The following is a 19,083-nucleotide window of genomic DNA, read 5'->3' on the forward strand; positions in this document are numbered from 1 at the left end:
TATTAAAGTCCCTTTCAAAAACGCGTCGGTGCTTTACAAAGCAGCAGCATTTGCAGTAAAATTCCGCACCATTTTGAAATAAGCTGGCGTTGATGCCAGCGGCAAACCGAATTTATCAAAGGTGAGAGTTACATGCCGGTAATTAAAGTACGTGAAAACGAGCCGTTCGACGTTGCACTGCGTCGCTTCAAACGTTCATGCGAGAAAGCAGGTGTTCTGGCTGAAGTTCGTCGTCGTGAGTTCTATGAAAAACCAACGACCGAACGTAAGCGCGCTAAAGCTTCTGCTGTGAAACGTCACGCGAAGAAACTGGCTCGCGAAAACGCACGCCGTACTCGTCTGTACTAATCAATTGAGGGCCTCAGCCCTCAATGACAGACAGAGTTGTAGTCGTAAGGCCGTGCTTCCGGAAGGAATGCGCGGCTTGTTTTCGTTTATGAGTTACTAAAATTTTTGGGGCATATGGCCGGACGAATCCCACGCGTATTCATCAATGACCTGCTAGCCAGAACCGATATCGTCGATCTCATCGACGCGCGGGTAAAGCTGAAAAAGCAGGGCAAGAACTACCATGCGTGCTGTCCTTTCCATAACGAAAAAACCCCCTCCTTCACCGTAAACGGTGAAAAGCAGTTTTACCATTGCTTCGGCTGTGGTGCTCACGGTAATGCTGTCGATTTTTTAATGAACTACGACAAGCTCGAGTTCGTTGAAACCGTCGAAGAGCTGGCGGCGATGCACAACCTTGAAGTGCCGTATGAAGCAGGCAGTGGGCCAAGCCAGATCGAGCGCCATCAACGGCAAACGCTGTACCAACTGATGGATGGTCTGAACTCGTTTTATCAACAGTCTCTTAAGCACGCTGCTGCTGAGCCTGCGCGTCAGTACCTGACAGCGCGCGGACTGAGTGACGATGTGATTGCGCGTTTCGCTATTGGTTACGCCCCGCCCGGCTGGGACAACGTGTTAAAGCGTTTTGGCGGCAATAGCGAAGATCGTAAGTCTCTTATCGATGCCGGCATGCTGGTCACCAATGACCAGGGACGAAGCTACGACCGCTTCCGCGAACGGGTGATGTTCCCGATCCGCGACAAGCGTGGCCGGGTGATTGGTTTTGGTGGTCGCGTGCTGGGTGATGCCCTGCCGAAGTACCTCAACTCCCCGGAGACCGATATTTTTCATAAAGGCCGCCAGCTTTACGGTCTTTATGAGGCGCTGAAGGATAACGCGGAACCTCCGCGCCTTCTGGTCGTCGAAGGCTATATGGATGTCGTCGCGCTGGCGCAGTACGACATCAACTATGCGGTTGCATCTCTGGGCACCTCGACCACAGCCGATCACATTCAGCTGCTGTACAGGGTGACTAACAATGTCATCTGCTGTTACGACGGTGACCGTGCAGGGCGCGACGCCGCCTGGCGTGCGCTGGAAACCGCACTGCCTTATATGACCGACGGGCGTCAGTTACGCTTTATGTTCCTGCCCGACGGTGAAGACCCGGATACGCTGGTGCGTAAAGAGGGCAAAGCGGCGTTTGAAGCGCGGATGGAGCAGGCTCAGCCGCTCTCCACGTTTTTGTTTAACAGCCTGATGCCGCAGGTCGATTTGAGTACCCCTGACGGGCGCGCGCAACTCAGCACGCTGGCGCTGCCGTTAATCAGTCAGGTGCCCGGCGAAACGCTGCGCATCTATCTGCGTCAGGAGCTAGGCAACAAGCTCGGCATTCTGGATGACAGTCAGCTTGAACGTTTAATGCCTAAACAGTCTGAAAACGGTGCGGTTCGTCCCGCGCCTCAGCTAAAACGCACAACCATGCGTATACTGATAGGGTTACTGGTTCAAAACCCCGAACTTGCTCCGCAAGTGCCATCGCTGGCGGGTTTGAACCACGAAAAATTGCCCGGGCTTGGCTTATTTTCAGAATTGGTCAACACTTGTTTGTCTCAGCCAGGTCTGACCACCGGACAACTTTTAGAACATTATCGCGGCACAAAAGAGGCTGCTACCCTTGAAAAACTGTCGATGTGGGACGATATAGCAGATAAGGACATTGCAGAAAAAACGTTCACCGACTCACTCAACCATATGTTTGATTCGATGCTTGAGCTGCGCCAGGAAGAGTTGATAGCTCGCGAGCGCACACACGGCTTAAGCAGCGAAGAACGCCGGGAACTCTGGATGCTGAACCAGGAGCTGGCAAAAAAATGAATTCAACGGCTTAAGTGCCGAATATCGATCGGGAAGCCCCCGGCAGCCGCACTGAGAGGCAGCGGCACAAATATAAGTACGCCCTCGCTTTAAAGGTTGGCAGCCCCATCGCCGACACCAATCAAACGAATTAAGTGTGGATACCGTCTTATGGAGCAAAACCCGCAGTCACAGCTGAAACTTCTTGTCCAACGCGGTAAGGAGCAAGGCTATCTGACCTATGCCGAGGTCAATGACCATCTGCCGGAAGATATCGTCGATTCAGATCAAATCGAAGACATCATCCAAATGATCAATGACATGGGTATTCAGGTGATGGAAGAAGCACCTGATGCCGATGATCTGTTGCTGGCTGAAACCTCCAACAACACTGACGAAGATGCGGAAGAAGCTGCTGCACAGGTCCTGTCCAGCGTGGAATCTGAAATCGGGCGTACCACTGACCCGGTCCGCATGTACATGCGCGAAATGGGTACCGTTGAACTGTTGACCCGCGAAGGCGAAATTGACATCGCCAAACGCATCGAAGACGGGATCAACCAGGTTCAGTGCTCTGTTGCCGAATACCCTGAAGCGATCACCTATCTGCTGGAGCAGTACGATCGTGTTGAAGCGGAAGAAGCGCGCCTGTCTGACCTGATCACCGGTTTTGTCGACCCGAACGCTGAAGAAGATATGGCACCGACCGCCACTCACGTGGGTTCTGAACTGTCTCAGGAAGAGATGGATGATGACGAAGACGAAGATGAGGAAGATGCCGACGACGATACCGCCGATGATGACAACAGCATCGACCCGGAACTGGCGCGCGAGAAGTTTGCCGAGCTGCGTACCCAGTACGAAGTCACGCGTGACACCATCAAAGCAAAAGGTCGCAGCCACGCAGCCGCACAGGAAGAGATCCTGAAACTGTCTGAAGTCTTCAAACAGTTCCGTCTGGTGCCTAAACAGTTCGACTACCTGGTTAACAGCATGCGCGTGATGATGGATCGCGTACGTACCCAGGAACGCATCATCATGAAACTGTGCGTTGAGCAGTGCAAAATGCCGAAGAAGAACTTCATCACCCTCTTCACCGGCAACGAAACCAGCGAAACCTGGTTCAACGCGGCTATCGCGATGAACAAGCCGTGGTCTGAAAAACTGCATGACGTGAAAGAAGATGTGTTCCGCGGCCTGCAGAAACTGCATCAGATTGAAGAAGAGACCGGCCTGACCATTGAGCAGGTTAAAGACATCAACCGTCGTATGTCCATCGGTGAAGCGAAAGCCCGCCGTGCGAAGAAAGAGATGGTTGAAGCGAACCTGCGTCTGGTTATCTCTATCGCCAAGAAGTACACCAACCGTGGCCTGCAGTTCCTGGATCTGATTCAGGAAGGCAACATCGGTCTGATGAAAGCGGTTGATAAGTTTGAATACCGTCGTGGTTATAAGTTCTCCACCTATGCTACCTGGTGGATCCGTCAGGCTATCACCCGCTCTATCGCGGATCAGGCGCGCACCATCCGTATTCCGGTGCATATGATTGAGACCATCAACAAGCTCAACCGTATCTCCCGCCAGATGCTGCAGGAGATGGGCCGCGAGCCAACGCCGGAAGAGCTGGCTGAGCGCATGCTGATGCCGGAAGACAAGATCCGTAAAGTGCTGAAGATCGCCAAAGAGCCAATCTCCATGGAAACACCAATCGGTGATGATGAAGATTCGCATCTGGGTGATTTCATCGAGGATACCACCCTCGAGCTGCCGCTGGACTCTGCGACGACCGAGAGCCTGCGTGCTGCAACGCACGACGTTCTGGCTGGCCTGACCGCCCGTGAAGCAAAAGTGCTGCGTATGCGTTTCGGTATCGATATGAACACCGACCATACGCTGGAAGAAGTGGGTAAACAGTTCGACGTTACCCGCGAACGTATCCGTCAGATTGAAGCGAAGGCGCTGCGTAAACTGCGCCATCCAAGCCGCTCTGAAGTACTGCGTAGCTTCCTGGACGATTAATCGATCCTGTCAGTGAAAAAGCTCCCTTTGGGGAGCTTTTTTTTTGCATTTTCTCCGCCCCTCAGGAACAAGGAAACACCGCCTTACAGCCCACGCACAACCAGGGCCTCATCCAGTTCCCGATACGCCTCCACCAGCTTATCCAGCGTTGCTCTGTTAAGCCCGCTCGGGTTCGGCAGCACCCACACCTGCGTGACGCCAATGGTGACGGCCTGTTTGCCCCACTGCGCACCGCGCTGACTGAACGCCTGTTCGTAAGCCTGCTTGCCCAGGATGGCCAGCGCTGCCGGCTGATAATCTTCAATCTTCTTAATCAGCTCCCGCCCACCGCTGCGCAGTTCATGCAGGTTCACCTCACTCGCCTGTACCGTGGGCCGCTCGACCAGCATGGTTATCCCGCAGCGCGTATCCAGCAGGTGTTGCTCCTCTTCAGGCTTCAGTAGCCTGTCGGTAAACCCGGCCTGATAGATAACCTTCCAGAAGCGATTCCCCGGATGGGCAAAGTGAAAACCGGTGTGCGCCGAGGACTTCCCAGGGTTAATCCCGCAAAACACCACCCGCAAGCCCGGGGCCAGAATATCGTTGATCATCTCTACTCCCATTGATACATCCTTATGGAAGTATAAAGGATTGATTATGCATTGTTTATAAAAACAGCAGGCAGGTGTGAATGGCTGGATTGCTGAAGGGAGTTCCTCTATAATTCACCGCCACGGCCCCTTAGCTCAGTGGTTAGAGCAGGCGACTCATAATCGCTTGGTCGCTGGTTCAAGTCCAGCAGGGGCCACCAAATTTAGCTGTAGAATCAAATGATTAAGCCACTCGATTGAGTGGCTTTTTTATTGGTTTTTTTGAGCCGGTGGCGCAGTCGCTAACCGTGGGTCTGCGAAGCCGTTCGGACACGTTCAGCGGCGCCAGGTGTCGCAATCAGACGCTCCACGGACTCCATCGTCACGAACGTACAGCTGCAGTCCACATTGGTGCACTGGTGATAGCGCTCTTTGGTATTTTCACTTAAATAGCGACTGGTACGCGCATGCGCGGAATGCTTGCACTTAGGACAATGAAACATGTACCCCTCCACATAATTCACAATTTGTGAATTAATAATACCCAAAAAGAAATCAATAGCAAATGCATTACTCATTTTTGATGGAAAATTTTTCATCAGCGACGTTCAGCTCAAGCTTAAGTTGCGTGGTAAATCCACTTTCGCTGAGGGTATGAACCACCTCGTTGATAATCCACGCCTGCTCGTCAATGACCCGTTTAAAGCCGTTGACCAGCACAGGTGTTTCGGGATACAGATCGGCGCGTCCCAGCGCCAGCTGGATGGAAAAATTCACGGTACCCCGCTGAAGCGCGCGCCACTTCGCCTCCGCAGCCCTGAGCGCCTGCTCTTCAGAGGCATAAACCGTGGTGAGCTCAAAAACGTTTTCCGCCGATCCCACCAGCCTCTCTTGCGGCTTCTCTGCCTTGCCTCCTGCTCCCGCTACCGGTGCAGCGGCATCCGGATGCTGTAGTCCTTCTGTCGGCTGTCCCCCGGGCTGACGAGCAATACTCAATTGAGTATTTTGTTGTTTCGGGTCACGCGTTTGCAGCCATTTTGCCGTCACGCCGGAATAATTTTCACGGTCAGCGACGGAAAAAAGGTGCCGATCGCCATCCCCACGCTCAATCATCATTAAGGGAAGCGGTGTGCCACTGGCCGTCACGGCATGGCCCGCTTTCATAAAAATAACCTTCCCGGCTTTGATTGAAACAAATGCACCATTACGTTCGGCCAGGCGGGAGAGAAATGCCGCGTCAGTCTCCTGAGACTGATCGATATGAGAAATGGCGATGGATGCAAGTCCCGCCCCGACGCTGGCGGTAAACTGGTTACGCAGAGCTATGGTGTTGACTATCGCGCCGATTGTCGTGTCATGCCACGACTGTTCGCGCCGCACGTTGAGCTTCCCACGAAAATCTGCGCTGCATCCCCGGATGGTCAGCGTGTCCGGCGTGCCCCGGAATTCAATCGCATCTATCGTAAAGTCCCCTTTCGGCTGGAGCGGTGTTCCTTCCCATCCCAGCCATAAGGACAGTCTTGCCCCCCGGGCAGGCAGGTCTAACAACCCGTCGGAATCATCCAGTAGAATATCCAGCTGATCGGCTTCCAGCCCACGTTTGTCGGTCATGGTCAAACTAATAAGACGATGGCTGAAATTTTGCGTGATATCGCGCTCGTCAAGCTTAAGCATAAAATCAGGGGCGATTTTCCCACCCGCCCGGATATTCATTTCGGTGATCATCCCACCAGCCCTCCAATGCTATTACGTGCGCTTTCCACCAGCTCTGAGGCCTGCGTTCTCAGGTCGCCAAACGTCGTCATCAGCGATTCATCCACGCGTTTCAGTACCAGGGTAAAATCAATTTTCCGGGCAGTGCCATCGCTGTAAAAATCCGAATGCGTATGCGTGACTTTCTCAATGATAAACATGCCGTGAATGATGCCGGTACCGTCTATCAACGGCCATGCCCGCCCTTCATTCGCCATCAGCTCAACTGCCTTGAGAGAAAGCCGCCCTCCCGTGAGCTCCGGGTAAAGTAATCCGGAAAGGTTAAAGGATGTCTCACCTTCGCCAAGGTACTGCCAGGCTTTGGGTTTCCCGATGCGTTCATTGGATGCCCAGCGGTAGTCTTTTGTAAATACCATTGACTGATACGGTAAGGTTCGTCGTTCAAAGACAAACAGACCCAGCACCATTAACATTTTCTCTCTCCTTAACCATACATAAAGCTGGATTGCTGCCGTCTCGCTTTTTCCTGCTCACTGCTCTCTATAGCCTCCCGGATTTGACGAGTCAGATCCGTTCCGGAGGCTGCGCTCCCCTGCAGCGTGAAGTTGTATTCACTTTTACTCTGATCGATGTAAGAACGTCCTCCCGCTGCTGCCATCGGCTGGTATCCCATGAAGCCGCTGTAAACAGGTGACGCCGGGTCCCAGGCACTGCCGGCGTCAGCAGAGGAGGTGCCTTCTTTCGGTACAGCCGAGTCGATATTGCCCGACTCTTTTTTTATGACGCCGAGTTTCTCCAGCAGCCAGCTGGCCTTGCCGCGCAGGCTGTTAAAGAGATTTAGCGGCGCCATTAGCGCATCTCCCAGCGCCTGACCGAACGCCACGCCGACATTTTTGCAGCTGTCGAGCGTTTCCTGCGTCGCCTTAATCGGCGCAATCAGATCGATGAACCACTGCCAGATCCCGCCCAGTTTTTCTGAAATGAAACCAAAGGCCTGTAACAGCGGAGAGAACAGCTCGCCCAGCGGCGCGAAGGCCGCAGAAAGCCCCTCAATCACCCCGCCAAAGAAGGCGCTAATGGGCTCCCAGTATTTAAGAATCAGTAAAGCGCCGGCGGCAATTGCCGCTCCGAGAGCAATAACGGGCCAGCTCAGGGCGCCCAGCACCGTCATGATGCTCCCCCCCACTACGCTGAATACCGTGCCCAGCATCCCGGCAGCGGTTATCACCAGATTCAGGCCTGACACAATGGGGGCGACCACCATACCTAGCGTGCCCAGGACACCGGCAAAGGCTTGTGCGCCCATAACCACTCTGACCAGGGCTTGCGTCAGTGCAGGGTTAGCGTTGACCCAGAGAGAGAGCGTACTAAGCCATCCGGTCGCGGTTGAGATCAGCGTGCGCAGGGCACCATCGGCCTTATCAAAGACATCAATCTTCAGGCCGTTTAATGCAGCCTGGAACTTGCTGATATCACCCTCGAGGTTATCGCCCTGAACCGAGGCTGTCAGCGCGGTGCTCCCCCTCGCGCCCTGGAGTGTCTGGCGCTTGTTATCCAGTGTTCCATTCCCAGCCGCTGAAACCAGTACACCTGCGCCTTGCATCGCATCCGCACCGAAAATGGCCTTCAGGTATTCCGTTTGTTGAGCCGCACCGATTTTGCTGTTTTCGAATGAGGCAGAGATCGCCTTGAGGATATTCTCTGTCGGCAGTGGATTACCCTCACCATCCCGGGTTTGCACCTTCAGTTCATTCAGCGCTGCAGAACGCTGCCCATCCGGCGTCTGCAGGCGGCTCAACATGGCGCTAACCTCTGCGCCGGCATCGGCCCCTTTCATCCCCTTTTCCATCAGAATACCAAGCAGCGCGGTGGTCTCCTCAAGGCTGGCGCCGGCTTCTCCGGCGGCAGGTGCGGCGGATGCAACGGCGGTACTCAGTTCGGTGAGACTGGTATTTGACGCAGTGAAACCGCGGGTAAGGACATCTGCAACGCGTTCAACATCCGTATTCGCCAGGTTAAACGAGGCCTGCGTGCTGCGGATGATGTCGACCGCTTTTGCGGCATCAATATTCCCTGCGAGGCTGAGGTTGACCGTCGGCACAGTGGCGGCCACCACCCCGTCGGCGTCATAGCCTGATCGGGCCAGCTCGCCCTGCGCCCGGGTGACAACATCTGTAGAGGTTCCTGTACTGACGCTGACATCCCGTGCCTGCTGACGAATGACCTCCAGCCTGGTATCCCCCTTCTGCAGACCCAGGCTTGCCTGTATGGCAGACATCTGCTTTTCAAAACGGATGCCTGGGGCAATAAAGCGGGACGTCTGATTAAAGCCCGCCTTTGCCATTCCTGCGCTCGCATTAACAAACTGCTGCACACCCGCGGCAACACGTTTGCCAGACTCGTAGCGGTTCTGGACGGTATTAAGCCGCTCCTGTTGCTGATTGACCCTGGCAAGCGCCTCTTTATGTCGATTTAGTTGTAGCGTTTTTTCGCTGATACCCTGTCTTAAACGACGCTCATCTGACGACAGCGTGCGCGTATTAATCCCTGCCTGCGCCAGCTCACCGCGCTGGCGCTGCACTGACTGGCGTAAATTGTTGTACTCAAGCTTAAGCGCGGCGGCAGATTGGCGGGCTGCCGCCAGCGCATCCGCCTGGTCACGGGTTGGGTTCTGGGTGTTTTTGAGCTGGAGCGCCAGCTCCGCGGTCTGCTGTTTCGCCCGGGCAAGAGACTGCCCCGTCACGGCGAGCTGTTCGTTGGCTTTTCTGAAGCCGTTAATGCGGCCCGCCTGTTCATCAAGCGCGCGCAACGCCGCCTCAGAATCGCGGATACTGGCCGCGAGAGAGAGACTGGCGTTCTGGATAGCGTTAAGCGGTCGGCTTGCCCGGTCGACTGCCTTAAGCAACTCCTGAAGTCTGACATTATTACTCATGGTAGTTTCCGCTTCGCTGCAGCGCCTTTTCGCGCCATATAAGGAGTTCGGTCATGCTCAGCGAGTACAGCTCTGACGGCGGCCAGTGAAAGATCACCGCGATATCCGCCATCAGATCATCGACCGACAGGTTTTCGGGAAATTTTAGCGAGCCGAAGCCGGTGACAAAAAACCGATCACCTTGCCCGCAAAAGAGAGCAGATCGGAAGCATCCAGACGCGCAATCTCATGCTCGGTCAGGGCCGGAGAGGTCATTCGCGGCAGCACTTTAATCAGCGCATCGACGTCAGATTGTGCCAGCGACGCCAGCGATACCCCACGCAGGGTCCCCGCGTTGGGTTTTGCGACGGTGACCTTTTCGATTTTTTGCTCGCCGCGCAGAACGGGGGTGTCGAGCGTAATGGTGTTCGGGTTTTCGCTTTCGTTAATGACGGTCTCGTTGATATTTTCCATTTGGTTACTCTTCAGAAAGTTAACTTACCGGCCGGCAGTCCCGGCCGGTTAAAGGTTTACAGGCCAATCGCCTTACGGTGTTCCGCCAGACGATCGACGCCGTCGACTTTCAGCACCATGTTGATGATGTCAATTTCGATGATCTCTTTGCCATCGATGGTCAGCTGGTAGTAAGCGCACTCGGTGGACATCTTGGTGGTGCCGCTCTCGCCCTGCTTGTTTTCACCACCATCAAACTCTTTATGACGGCCTCGCATGACGATTTCGACGGCGGAGATTTCGCCCGTGTCGTCACGCTGGAAGGAGCCGGTAAAGCGCAGAGGCACGCTGTCCGCGCCCGGAGAGGCATACTGTGCCCACAGCGCGACGTCCGGCAGACCGCCAATGGTCCACTCAAGCGCCAGGGCATCATCGTCCAGGCCGAGGTCGACAGAGACCGAGCCCGGCATACCGCCGCCGCGATACTTCTCCAGTTTGCGGGTGAGCTTCGGTAAGGTGACAGACTCAACAACGCCCATATAACTCAGGCCATCGTTGAACATGTTCAGATATTTAAGTTTGCGTGGTAACGCCATGCTTCAGCTCCTTAGCTGTTAACCGAATCGGACAGGTCTGCCAGATAGGTATCGGTGATGCGCTGGCGCAGGGTCAGGTTCTCCAGCGGCGGGACAGGGGTGTAGTCGTAATCGATGTACAATTTCCCCGCTTTCAGGGTCGATGCATCATTTGATTCCGGGTCATACCAGCAAGTGCCATCAACGATATAGCCGTTGGTTTTCAGCTCACGGAATTTGGCATTGATACCGGAAACGATGTCGCGGATGAGCGTTGGCGTAATGGGTTTATCCATTGCCCATGCGTGTGCTTCGGCCATGGTATCGGCCAACACCTGCGCGGTACGGGTGTAGTTTTCAAAGACGAAGAGCGGATCGTCTGAACAGGTACGGTTGCCCCAGAATTTGAAGCCGTCGTTACGAATAAGCGTGGTGACGCCGGCCTGGTTAAGCAGGTTCGCATCGGTCGCTTGTTCCTGCAGATCCCAGGACACGGAGGCGCTTACACCTGTGACACCGTTAACGCCGATGTTGGACAGGGTTTTGTGCCAGCCAATCGTCTGGTCGATTTTGGCGCGCAGGCCGAGAGCACGTGCAGTGGCCCAGGCGTGGGTCGTCGTGTTGGTGGTGGTATCCCACGCCAGAAAATCAGGGTGAATCACCATCAGCTCGCGCTGACTGAAGTTTTTGCGGTAATCGATAGCGGCTGAAATGGTTTTACAACCCCATGCGCTAACATAGCCAAACGCGCGCAGGCTCTGGCACATGGCGGCCAGCGCGGTCGCCACTTCCTGCGAATCCAGCCCCGGAACACCGAGAATACGTGGCTTAACGCCAGTGACCGTTTTCGCGGTAAGGAGCGCTTTCAGACCGGTATATTTACCGTTTTCATCGGTTGTACCGATGATATTAGAGATAGTCTCTTTCTGTGCTTCCTCAGCGGTATCAGCGGTGCCTTCAGCGACACGTACAACAACAACAACCGGTTTACACTGATCGGCAATCGCCTGCAGGGAAGCGGACAACGTCCCCATTTTCCCGGCTTTCGCAATCGCGGTTTGCACGTTGGTAATGAGCACAGGCTCGTTTAAAGGAAATGTCTTGTCGTCCGCATCGCTGGCCGTACAGACCATGCCGATGATTGCCGTCGAGACGGTGGAAATGGTGCGGGTGCCATCGTTGATTTCGATGACTTCCACGCCGTGATGATAGTCGCCCATCCGTTTAACTCCTTCGTTTAGTGGTGAGGCTATTGTCTGTGGAGCGCACGATTGATGCGACGTATTGGGGTTGGAGAAAGGATTACACAACAAACGAAAAACCCTCCGGATGGAGGGTTTGGGGTCAGGCAGGGCGTTCTGGCCATTCAATTTCTGGTGAAGTGCTGAGATCCAGCCGGTTTAGCATCACCCGATAGTGCTTCCAGAGCAACAGCGTGGCAGCTTCCTCGTCTGTTGCAATGCCGAGTTCTGAAGCGTCCTGAAGGGGGGCGATAGTATCCGAAGCTTCGGCAAGCAATTCACTTCTTCTGGTTTCCGCCTGTTGAATTAATTCCTCCCTTGTCAACTGACGTGGAATAATTTTAGTGCCATTCCACACCCAGTCACCGTGTATATTCAGCCCTTCTGGCACTTCTGTTGGTTCGACTTCCGAAACAGACATCCCCAGAGGAAAGAGGCGATCAACCTGATGACTGAAAGAGCGAATAATATTATTTTTGTCAAAGCAAATCTTCAGTGTATCAGGCTGAAAACGTGACATATGGTAATACCAGTCCAGCCCCTCCTCTGATTGAATAAATATAGCATTAAACAAAAATTCTTTATATTCTGGTTCATATTGAACGAAATTTTTAAGTGTAATCATGCTGTATGACCTACCGTAATCCATCCAATATTAGACATGTATTTTTGAATCGGACGATAAAAAATAGTATCCCCGCCGGGGTTTTGACCTTCTGCATTCCATCCAGTCATTGCGCATCCAGCCGGAACCCGTTGCCAACCGTTTTGCATAATTATGAATGACCCTTCTGCCCCCATTGCTACATCTCGAACAAAGTATTGCAACGTCCAGTCTTGCCTTGCATAAGGACTTAAATCCTGTTGTGGAGGTGGGTTATTTGACGAGTAAACTCGTACCGCTCCGCCTGATTCAAATAAACCCTGCCCGGCAACAATATTGCCACCGCTAGTAACTTGCCCTGGGGCATCAAAATTACCGTTAATATCAAACAGAAAATTAACACTATTCCTGGCATCGCCAGTTAAATTGATAATCGCCGCTCCAAAAGCGTTGGTGCCAGTGCGATAAACGCCAAAACTTATCGCTGTTCCATAACCATGACCGACAGTTTCCGAAAAGCCCTTAATTATCGGTAGATAAATAGAAGTACCGTTAGGAGATTGATATCCTTTTGGCATCAAAAATGGTGCAGCATTGTTTTGATACTGATCAGCAAAAGCGCCAGAGCCGTACCAACCTGTGGGATTCGTCTGGTAATAAGTTGCATCTGACAAGTACGAAACACTTCCGCCATGATTAGTGATGACCTTTGTCCAGCCCCCCCAGACATTGTTATCGCCATTAAGGGAGCGGAATTTAAGCTGTTTACCACCATCACCATAAGATGCAGCATACTGCACCCGATAACCGCCAAGCCCGCCAATATCGAGGATAGTTGCCTCATAACCTGGTGAATTTGTTGCATTCGAATAACAAAAGCTAACTGAATTGGATGGCAGAGCATCGGCATTTGAAAGTCCCGTGCTGGCTCTCGCAGACACTCCTCTGATAGCAACTGCACCACCATTTACCAGCACCCGACCTGGAGTAATATCGTCTGGAGCTTCCTGTATGTTTTTGGTTGCTGCCGTACCCAGGCTGCTTTTTAGTTTTGAGAGGTCATCGCCAACTATTTTCACAGCCTTAGGTGTTGCTGCAAGAGACTCGGATACACTATCAATTGTGCTACTGAGTTGAACAATACCCTTTTGTCCTGTAGTGGCGTCCTGAGCCGTGTATTTCCCGGCTGCAAGATCATAGGCGGCCTTGACCGCTTTCGGTGTTGCGGCGAGTGCCTCAGACGTACTGTCGGTCGAACTGCTGAGTTGTGTAAAGCCTTTATCCTTGGTCGTGGCATCCGGATGACGGCGGGATTGTTCATGCTCTTCAAGCTTCTCGTCTACATACTCCTGCGTCGCCATGACCATAGAAGTATCTATTGAGAGCTCGACCGAGGCGATATCGCTGACCATGATCACCATCCTCACAGTCTGCGCGCGACCTGAGCCTTCATCCAACAATGGCTTGTAACTTTCAGCCATGTTCCCGACAGCAATTAGCGTCCCGGTGTCATCATAAAGCCCCATTTCTCGCATCCAGAAACCGCCTGTTTCGGGAGGAATGAGGAGTTCTGCGATCACATAGTTCCGCTTTTTGTTGTCCTGACTGATTTTATTCAAGGCATGACGCCAGACTTCATTCACAAGCCTGGTCTGACTGGCATCCGGCATCGGCAACGTGCCGCCGCCATCACCCACCGCCATCGCCGTAAAATTCACTTTCTTCCCGTTCGGGACGGTTGCGGCAGCCAGTTTTTCGGCGCCGGCTTTGGTGATAACCGTTTTATACTTCACTGTCATTGTGCTCTCACTTATCCGGGGTAAACCGTGATGATGTCGCCGTCATAGCTCAGGGCACCGGTATAGAGATAGCCCGGAACGTCCTGAATGATATTGAGGCCGATAAGATGTCGGCTGGCAGGCTTTGCATCAGCAATAAGCCGCTCCATTTCGTAATACATTTCTTCGGTGATGCCGGTTTCCAGCACGCCAATGTCCAGGCGAAACGTGCCTGCCGGGTCGTTGGTTTGCCACCACTCCGTCACGTTGATCAGATAGCCAAGTGGCTCCACCACGCGGCGTACTGCGCCAATCGTTCCTTTGTGTGCATGGATAAACCATGCATTGCGGATAACATCGCGCTTGGTAGCCTCCGGCCAGTTTTCATCCCAGCGGTCAACCGAAAACGCCCACGCCAGCCAGGGCAACAGATTTGCCGGACAGGTGTCGGCATTCCAGAGGTGACGAAGCGGGACGGGGGTATTCTCAATGTCGGCACAGGCGCGCGCCGCCGCGACCTCAAGCGGCGACGACCCCACCGGTAACAATCGGGCATTACTCATCGTTTCCCCCAACGGTTACGCTGTACTGGCTGCACCATGAGGCCTGGGTTTCATCAAGCACAATATCGGTCGCAGGCGCGGTCAGTTCGACGCGTTGTACACCCTCAACATGCAGTGCAGCGTAAATGGCGGACTTACGAATATCCCGCCCGAGCCGGTGCTGTGCCGTTATATAGGCCTGCAGCCGGGCCCTTGCCGCATTGAGCACTGGCTCGCTTTCGGGACCTGGGAAGAGAAAAAGAGAAGCCGCAATGTTGTAGTCGACAATGCTGGCGGACTGAACGGTCACACGATCGGCAACGGGCCTGACGTCCTCATCGTTCAGCGCGTTGCGCACAATGGCCAGCAGCTCTTCAGACGCCACGCCGTTATTCTCCCGGGACAGCACGGAGACGGTAACGTTCGCAGGCTGAGGACTGATGACAGAGATGTCCGCCACCCGGCCATCCGCGCTGCGGCCATGGAACTGATAAGCCCCCGTCGATCCCGCCACGCTCAGCCCTTCCGGGGCTTGCTGGATGCGCAAACGAAAGTCGGTGTCAGACTCCATCACTGCCGGCGTGGGCGGAAACGTCGTGTCGTCGGCAGGCGTTATCACCAGACGCGCAAGGTTAGCGTTAGCCCCAAGCTGGTCGAGATCGCTACCGGTGGCGTAGGCCAGCATGACCGCACGCGCGGCCTCGTTAACGCGCTGGCGCCAGATAACTTCCCGATACGCATTCTCCTGCAGCAGTTTCACAATCGGTTCCGACTCAAGCGTCAGCGTTCGTGCAATTGCCTCCTGCTCTTCTTCGGGATAGAGCGAGACAAAAGTGGCCTTTCGTTCTGCCAGCAGCGTTTCGTAATCCACCTCCTCCACGACATCCGGCGCGGCGAGTTGGCTCAGATCAACAATAGCCATAGCGTTTAACTCAATGAAATAGTGATAGAAAAGGAATGTCCGGAGGTCTGGCGGGTGCCGGTGAGATCGACATACAGCGTCCCGTCATTCTCCGAACGTTCGAAAGTGATGGCCGTCAGGCTGATCCGCGGCTCCCATTTCTGGATAGCGGAGTAACATGCGGCCATGATTTGCAGGCGCAGCGCCGGACTCTGCGGCCTGTCGATCATTGCCGCCAGCAGTGAACCGTACTCGCGGCGCATCACCCGCGAGCCAATCGGCGTGACCAGAATGTCCCGCACGCTTTGTCTGATATGTTCAGCCTCTGAAATGCTGAGCCCGGTCTGACTGTTCATTCCCCTGTAGCGCTCCGTCATTGCGTCCCCTTAGTCCAGCTTCCGCCGCTTTGCACACTGCCGTGAGCATGGTTGTCCACCTGCACCCCATTGGAGGTGAATTTACCGCCGGAATGCTCAATATTGCCGGCCATTACCCCGCCCTTCTGCACTTCAAGAGAGGCGGTAATTAGCTTGTTGGTACACACCACCTCAGGTGTATCCAGGGTGATGCGCGTCTCAGACTTCACCAGGACCACCGGTACGGTGGCGGTGAGTGATTCAGAGGCTGTGATGTCAGCCGTTTTAATGCCTGCGGCCATGAGTGCTCCGCTCCCGGGCTCGTACTCGATAACCGCCCCATCAGGGAACGAGACGTGGAGTGCGTCAGGGGAACCTGACGGCGCCGGGTGGTCATCGGAAAAGATACCTGGCAGCACGAAGGCGGTATCAAGCTCACCGCCGATGGCCAGCAGCAGCACTTGTTCTCCCTCGGACGGTGCCCACCACACGCGCGAACGGCCGGCGCGACAGGTCAGCCAGTTCAGCCAGGTGGTTTTCATCCCTCCGGACTGGACGCGGCAGAGCCCTCTGTTGAGGTCAACATCGGTGACAACACCGATACGAATCAGGTTACGGATCGCGCGAGCGATACCGTGCATGGAAGTGAGTGTATTCATGAGAAGAGAATGCCCTTCAGGGGGATCGGCAGCAACGAGACGGGGTTTTATGCAGGATGAAACAACAATCGTTCACGCTGATGGCTGGACAGCCATCAGCGCGGTGAACTTACGCTTTCCACTGGCTGACCAGTTCACCGTTGATGTACAGCTCCAGCGGACGTGTGACGGGCTCTGGTAACGGCGGCTCCGGGGAATAGGTGGCATGCAACGTTCCCTGCTCCTGCGAAACAAGAATGCGCTCGGTGAGCTGCAGGCTAAAGCTGATATTCGCCGTACCATCGTCGTTGATGGTGACGCCAAAGAGAAACCCGTTTTTTCGCCCGTCATCGAGGGTAAAAATATCTGGCTGGTTTTCACGCAGCCAGGCCAGTACCGGAACGAAGACCCCCTCGCTGTCGCCGCCGAAACTACTGATATTCGCTTGCAGTTCATACTTTTTTTCAAAGGAGAGCGAGGACGCGAGGCGGGCGTCAATAATTCCGCTCCCCACCGACATCTGCAGATGATCAGGGTGAGCGTTCAGTTGAGGAACGGCGTCAATTAATGCCTGACGCAGGCTGTTGAGTTTGTGCATCGAGTTTATCCTGACAGTCTTTTATGGTTTCGACCTGCAGCGCGCAGGCGATAAGGGCATGCTCAAGCCGACGAATATCAGCACTGAGATCGCCGTTGGTGATGGGCTCACTTCCCGGCATCGGACAGGCGTTCACCTTCGGGCAGGCGTTGTAAACAATGTGCTGCGGAGGCGCAGGCGGCGCGGGTGTGCAACCTGCGCACAGCATCAGGCAGCTGAGCGTTATACCAGCGGCGTAACTCTTCATTTCCATTTACCCATTTCCCGATAGCCGCTTCGCGTCGTGCCATCTCCTCGCCGACGGCAGCAAGGTCCTCGCGGAGCCTGACCTGCGCATCCTCGTTCGACCTGGCAATCCGCTGTGCTTCGGATAACTGCTGAAGCAGCGTGTTGATAGTGTTTTTTTGATCGCGGGCGATCTGGTTGGCTTTAGCAAGAGAGCGGGACAGGTTCACGTTGTCATGACGAAACCACAGCGTGATGGCCAGCAGAACGGCCAGTACCAGCAGAAGAGGTTTCATGGCTTCCCCTTCAGGCACCAGGCCTTCTCACGAGCTCGACGGTTTTCCAGTCCGGCATTTTTGACCCCATTGACGTACACCCAGCGGGTAAGCTGATTGCACGCCTGCGGCCACTGTTTACGCTTAATGAATGACACCAGCGTGGAACGGCAGGCAGCCCCTGTTCCAACGTTAAAGGCAAAACTCACCAGCGCATCATAGACACGGGGCGGCATCTCCACCGGTGCGCATACCGCCAGCCGTCTTTCAACGTTCATCACGTCGGCAACAAGGTTCGCTGCCGCCTCACGCTCTGTAATTTCCCGTCCCGGCACGACGCCTGACGTATGGCCAATGCCTGATGTCCATACGCCCGCACTGCAACGATAAGGCGACAGGCGACACCCTTCGAGATCAGCAATGAGCGCCAACCCCTCCGGTGAGGTGTTCAGTAACCGGAAGTCAGGCATCAGCACCGCCAGGGCAAGTACGCCCGCGGCGCTGCAACGCTTAATGATTGAGTTCACGAATACTCTTCTTATCGAGTCCAAGAGAGGTCAGATAGCGATAGGTTTTCCGCTTAAACCAGTAATTCGTCAGCGCGGTAAAAATGGCGCAGAGGCTTCCCACGTATAGCGCGACTTTTTCAGGAGACATCGCCCCGAACCAGGCCAGCGCTACGGCCAGCCAGTAGGCGATAAACGTGGTGATTTTCTCAAGACTCAGTCCCATAGGTTCACTGATTCTTTAGTCGGTGCGCTATCAACCTCTGGCATGTCTATCGGCGTGCCATGAGGTAAGATGACCCCCAACTCCGCGAGGCCAGAATTGGCGTTCAGAACGGTTTCAACCACCCCTGCCGTGCGCCCATAATAACGGGCACAGATGGCATCAAGCGTGTCCCCCTGCATTGCATAGATTTTCATCAGACGCTCCCAACATCCGGATTTCCAGGTACCGTTGAGTTTCCAGCGCTGGCGCCCTTTTTGCTATCGCTGCAGGATGGACAATCGCGGACACAACAGACTGCCCGCGAGATGGCAGAGGACCTAGCGCCAGCTCTCGTCTTCCCAGACTTCCCGGAGGATATTGTCCAGCGCTTCGCGATCGGCCTCTCTTTCAATCCCCTGCAACTCCACGCCGGTCATGGATCCTTTTTTGACGGTAACCAGCGTTGACGGAAACACGGATCTTATCCTGCGGGTTAATTCATCCTGAAACGCCTCCACGACGGACGGACCAATAAGCTGATCCTTATCCAGGGTAATGTTCACCCGCACGCTGGCCTCTTTTTTGATTCTGTCCGGAACGGGTGATGCCGAGAAAACCACGGTAAACGCGTTGTTCCTGATTAAATTTCCTCTCGCAATCTCAGCGATCAAATTCAGGGCAATTTCACGATCTCTTTCCTGACACGTTCCTTCTGTCGTCAGCCGCGCAATCATCTCGACGCGTTCAATCATGACTTGCTCGTTCAACTCTCTGTCCACACAACCTC

General features: G+C 54.4%; 25 protein-coding genes and 1 tRNA gene. 4 read left to right on the forward strand and 22 right to left on the reverse strand.

Translation table 11 applies throughout. From position 1 onward, the window contains the following. The first annotated feature begins 132 nt into the window (after nt 1–132). The 3 genes from rpsU to rpoD all read left to right on the forward strand — a co-directional run bounded on the left by rpsU (nt 133) and on the right by rpoD (nt 4,206). Entirely contained in the window at nt 133–348 is a 216-nt protein-coding gene (gene rpsU, locus ACMVME_RS15855; RefSeq protein ID WP_001144069.1) for a 30S ribosomal protein S21, read from the forward strand. Between the two features lie 114 nt (nt 349–462). Further along, nucleotides 463–2,208: a DNA primase gene (gene dnaG, locus ACMVME_RS15860; RefSeq protein ID WP_025202985.1), complete on the forward strand. Its 1,746-nt coding sequence runs from the start codon at nt 463–465 to the stop codon at nt 2,206–2,208. 150 nt (nt 2,209–2,358) lie between these two features. Next, on the forward strand, nt 2,359–4,206 hold the full coding sequence (gene rpoD / locus ACMVME_RS15865) for an RNA polymerase sigma factor RpoD (RefSeq protein WP_020883616.1): 1,848 nt from the start codon (nt 2,359–2,361) through the stop codon (nt 4,204–4,206). Between the two features lie 83 nt (nt 4,207–4,289). On the opposite strand, the gene mug is transcribed toward rpoD, so the two are convergent. Continuing rightward, the gene (gene mug, locus ACMVME_RS15870; protein ID WP_068795028.1) at nt 4,290–4,796 is read right to left on the reverse strand and encodes a G/U mismatch-specific DNA glycosylase; all 507 of its coding nucleotides are present in this window, start codon (nt 4,794–4,796) and stop codon (nt 4,290–4,292) included. Between the two features lie 124 nt (nt 4,797–4,920). Between mug and ACMVME_RS15875 the strand changes: the two genes are divergently transcribed. After that, nucleotides 4,921–4,996, forward strand: a tRNA-Ile gene (locus tag ACMVME_RS15875). Between the two features lie 81 nt (nt 4,997–5,077). Here the strand turns inward: ACMVME_RS15875 and ACMVME_RS15880 are convergent. From ACMVME_RS15880 to ACMVME_RS15980, 21 genes are all read right to left on the reverse strand, one after another. After that, nucleotides 5,078–5,278 carry an ogr/Delta-like zinc finger family protein gene (locus ACMVME_RS15880; protein WP_025202983.1) on the reverse strand — a complete coding sequence of 67 codons (201 nt, stop codon included), beginning with the start codon at nt 5,276–5,278 and terminating at the stop codon, nt 5,078–5,080. A 67-nt stretch (nt 5,279–5,345) separates the two neighbouring features. Then, the gene (locus ACMVME_RS15885; RefSeq protein ID WP_068795029.1) at nt 5,346–6,500 is read right to left on the reverse strand and encodes a phage late control D family protein; all 1,155 of its coding nucleotides are present in this window, start codon (nt 6,498–6,500) and stop codon (nt 5,346–5,348) included. Then, nucleotides 6,497–6,961 (reverse strand): phage tail protein, encoded by a 465-nt coding sequence (locus ACMVME_RS15890; protein ID WP_014171677.1) that lies wholly within the window; start codon nt 6,959–6,961, stop codon nt 6,497–6,499. The genes ACMVME_RS15885 and ACMVME_RS15890 overlap by 4 nt, the downstream gene beginning before the upstream one ends. 11 nt (nt 6,962–6,972) lie before the next feature. Beyond that, complete coding sequence (locus ACMVME_RS15895) at nt 6,973–9,420, reverse strand: phage tail tape measure protein (protein ID WP_068795030.1); 2,448 nt, start codon at nt 9,418–9,420, stop codon at nt 6,973–6,975. Continuing rightward, nucleotides 9,413–9,532: a GpE family phage tail protein gene (locus ACMVME_RS15900; RefSeq protein ID WP_014171679.1), complete on the reverse strand. Its 120-nt coding sequence runs from the start codon at nt 9,530–9,532 to the stop codon at nt 9,413–9,415. Before ACMVME_RS15900 ends, ACMVME_RS15895 begins: the two co-directional genes overlap by 8 nt. A 32-nt stretch (nt 9,533–9,564) precedes the next feature. Next, nucleotides 9,565–9,873: a phage tail assembly protein gene (locus ACMVME_RS15905; protein ID WP_014171680.1), complete on the reverse strand. Its 309-nt coding sequence runs from the start codon at nt 9,871–9,873 to the stop codon at nt 9,565–9,567. 56 nt (nt 9,874–9,929) lie between these two features. Next, complete coding sequence (locus ACMVME_RS15910; protein ID WP_014171681.1) at nt 9,930–10,448, reverse strand: phage major tail tube protein; 519 nt, start codon at nt 10,446–10,448, stop codon at nt 9,930–9,932. Between the two features lie 11 nt (nt 10,449–10,459). Further along, on the reverse strand, nt 10,460–11,647 hold the full coding sequence (locus tag ACMVME_RS15915) for a phage tail sheath protein (RefSeq protein WP_025202978.1): 1,188 nt from the start codon (nt 11,645–11,647) through the stop codon (nt 10,460–10,462). Nucleotides 11,648–11,771: 124 nt separating this feature from the next. Continuing rightward, the gene (locus ACMVME_RS15920; protein ID WP_020883609.1) at nt 11,772–12,293 is read right to left on the reverse strand and encodes a tail fiber assembly protein; all 522 of its coding nucleotides are present in this window, start codon (nt 12,291–12,293) and stop codon (nt 11,772–11,774) included. Beyond that, on the reverse strand, nt 12,290–14,071 hold the full coding sequence (locus ACMVME_RS15925; protein ID WP_251858921.1) for a phage tail protein: 1,782 nt from the start codon (nt 14,069–14,071) through the stop codon (nt 12,290–12,292). Before ACMVME_RS15925 ends, ACMVME_RS15920 begins: the two co-directional genes overlap by 4 nt. A gap of 11 nt (nt 14,072–14,082) precedes the next feature. Beyond that, nucleotides 14,083–14,613 carry a phage tail protein I gene (locus tag ACMVME_RS15930; protein ID WP_040018803.1) on the reverse strand — a complete coding sequence of 177 codons (531 nt, stop codon included), beginning with the start codon at nt 14,611–14,613 and terminating at the stop codon, nt 14,083–14,085. Continuing rightward, nucleotides 14,606–15,514 carry a baseplate assembly protein gene (locus ACMVME_RS15935; protein WP_068795031.1) on the reverse strand — a complete coding sequence of 303 codons (909 nt, stop codon included), beginning with the start codon at nt 15,512–15,514 and terminating at the stop codon, nt 14,606–14,608. Before ACMVME_RS15935 ends, ACMVME_RS15930 begins: the two co-directional genes overlap by 8 nt. Before the next feature lie 5 nt (nt 15,515–15,519). Beyond that, on the reverse strand, nt 15,520–15,870 hold the full coding sequence (locus ACMVME_RS15940) for a GPW/gp25 family protein (RefSeq protein WP_047956125.1): 351 nt from the start codon (nt 15,868–15,870) through the stop codon (nt 15,520–15,522). After that, complete coding sequence (locus tag ACMVME_RS15945) at nt 15,867–16,508, reverse strand: phage baseplate assembly protein V (RefSeq protein WP_032678996.1); 642 nt, start codon at nt 16,506–16,508, stop codon at nt 15,867–15,869. Before ACMVME_RS15945 ends, ACMVME_RS15940 begins: the two co-directional genes overlap by 4 nt. A 109-nt stretch (nt 16,509–16,617) precedes the next feature. After that, a complete protein-coding gene (locus tag ACMVME_RS15950; RefSeq protein WP_068795032.1) occupies nt 16,618–17,085 on the reverse strand; it encodes a phage tail protein in 468 nt (155 codons plus the stop codon). Beyond that, nucleotides 17,048–17,293: an Rz1-like lysis system protein LysC gene (gene lysC, locus ACMVME_RS15955; RefSeq protein ID WP_251858920.1), complete on the reverse strand. Its 246-nt coding sequence runs from the start codon at nt 17,291–17,293 to the stop codon at nt 17,048–17,050. Before lysC ends, ACMVME_RS15950 begins: the two co-directional genes overlap by 38 nt. Further along, the gene (gene lysB / locus ACMVME_RS15960; protein WP_068795033.1) at nt 17,193–17,606 is read right to left on the reverse strand and encodes an Rz-like lysis system protein LysB; all 414 of its coding nucleotides are present in this window, start codon (nt 17,604–17,606) and stop codon (nt 17,193–17,195) included. Before lysB ends, lysC begins: the two co-directional genes overlap by 101 nt. After that, nucleotides 17,603–18,112, reverse strand: a complete 510-nt coding sequence (locus tag ACMVME_RS15965; protein ID WP_014171692.1) for a lysozyme — start codon at nt 18,110–18,112, stop codon at nt 17,603–17,605. The genes lysB and ACMVME_RS15965 overlap by 4 nt, the downstream gene beginning before the upstream one ends. Then, nucleotides 18,096–18,317 (reverse strand): HP1 family phage holin, encoded by a 222-nt coding sequence (locus ACMVME_RS15970; protein WP_014171693.1) that lies wholly within the window; start codon nt 18,315–18,317, stop codon nt 18,096–18,098. The genes ACMVME_RS15965 and ACMVME_RS15970 overlap by 17 nt, the downstream gene beginning before the upstream one ends. Next, the gene (locus ACMVME_RS15975) at nt 18,308–18,511 is read right to left on the reverse strand and encodes a tail protein X (protein WP_020883600.1); all 204 of its coding nucleotides are present in this window, start codon (nt 18,509–18,511) and stop codon (nt 18,308–18,310) included. Before ACMVME_RS15975 ends, ACMVME_RS15970 begins: the two co-directional genes overlap by 10 nt. Nucleotides 18,512–18,634: 123 nt before the next feature. Next, nucleotides 18,635–19,075 carry a DinI-like family protein gene (locus ACMVME_RS15980; RefSeq protein WP_020883599.1) on the reverse strand — a complete coding sequence of 147 codons (441 nt, stop codon included), beginning with the start codon at nt 19,073–19,075 and terminating at the stop codon, nt 18,635–18,637. Nucleotides 19,076–19,083: the final 8 nt, after the last annotated feature.

It is taken from the genome of Enterobacter cloacae complex sp. 2024EL-00711 (genome assembly GCF_047529885.1).
GTDB lineage: Bacteria > Pseudomonadota > Gammaproteobacteria > Enterobacterales > Enterobacteriaceae > Enterobacter > Enterobacter ludwigii.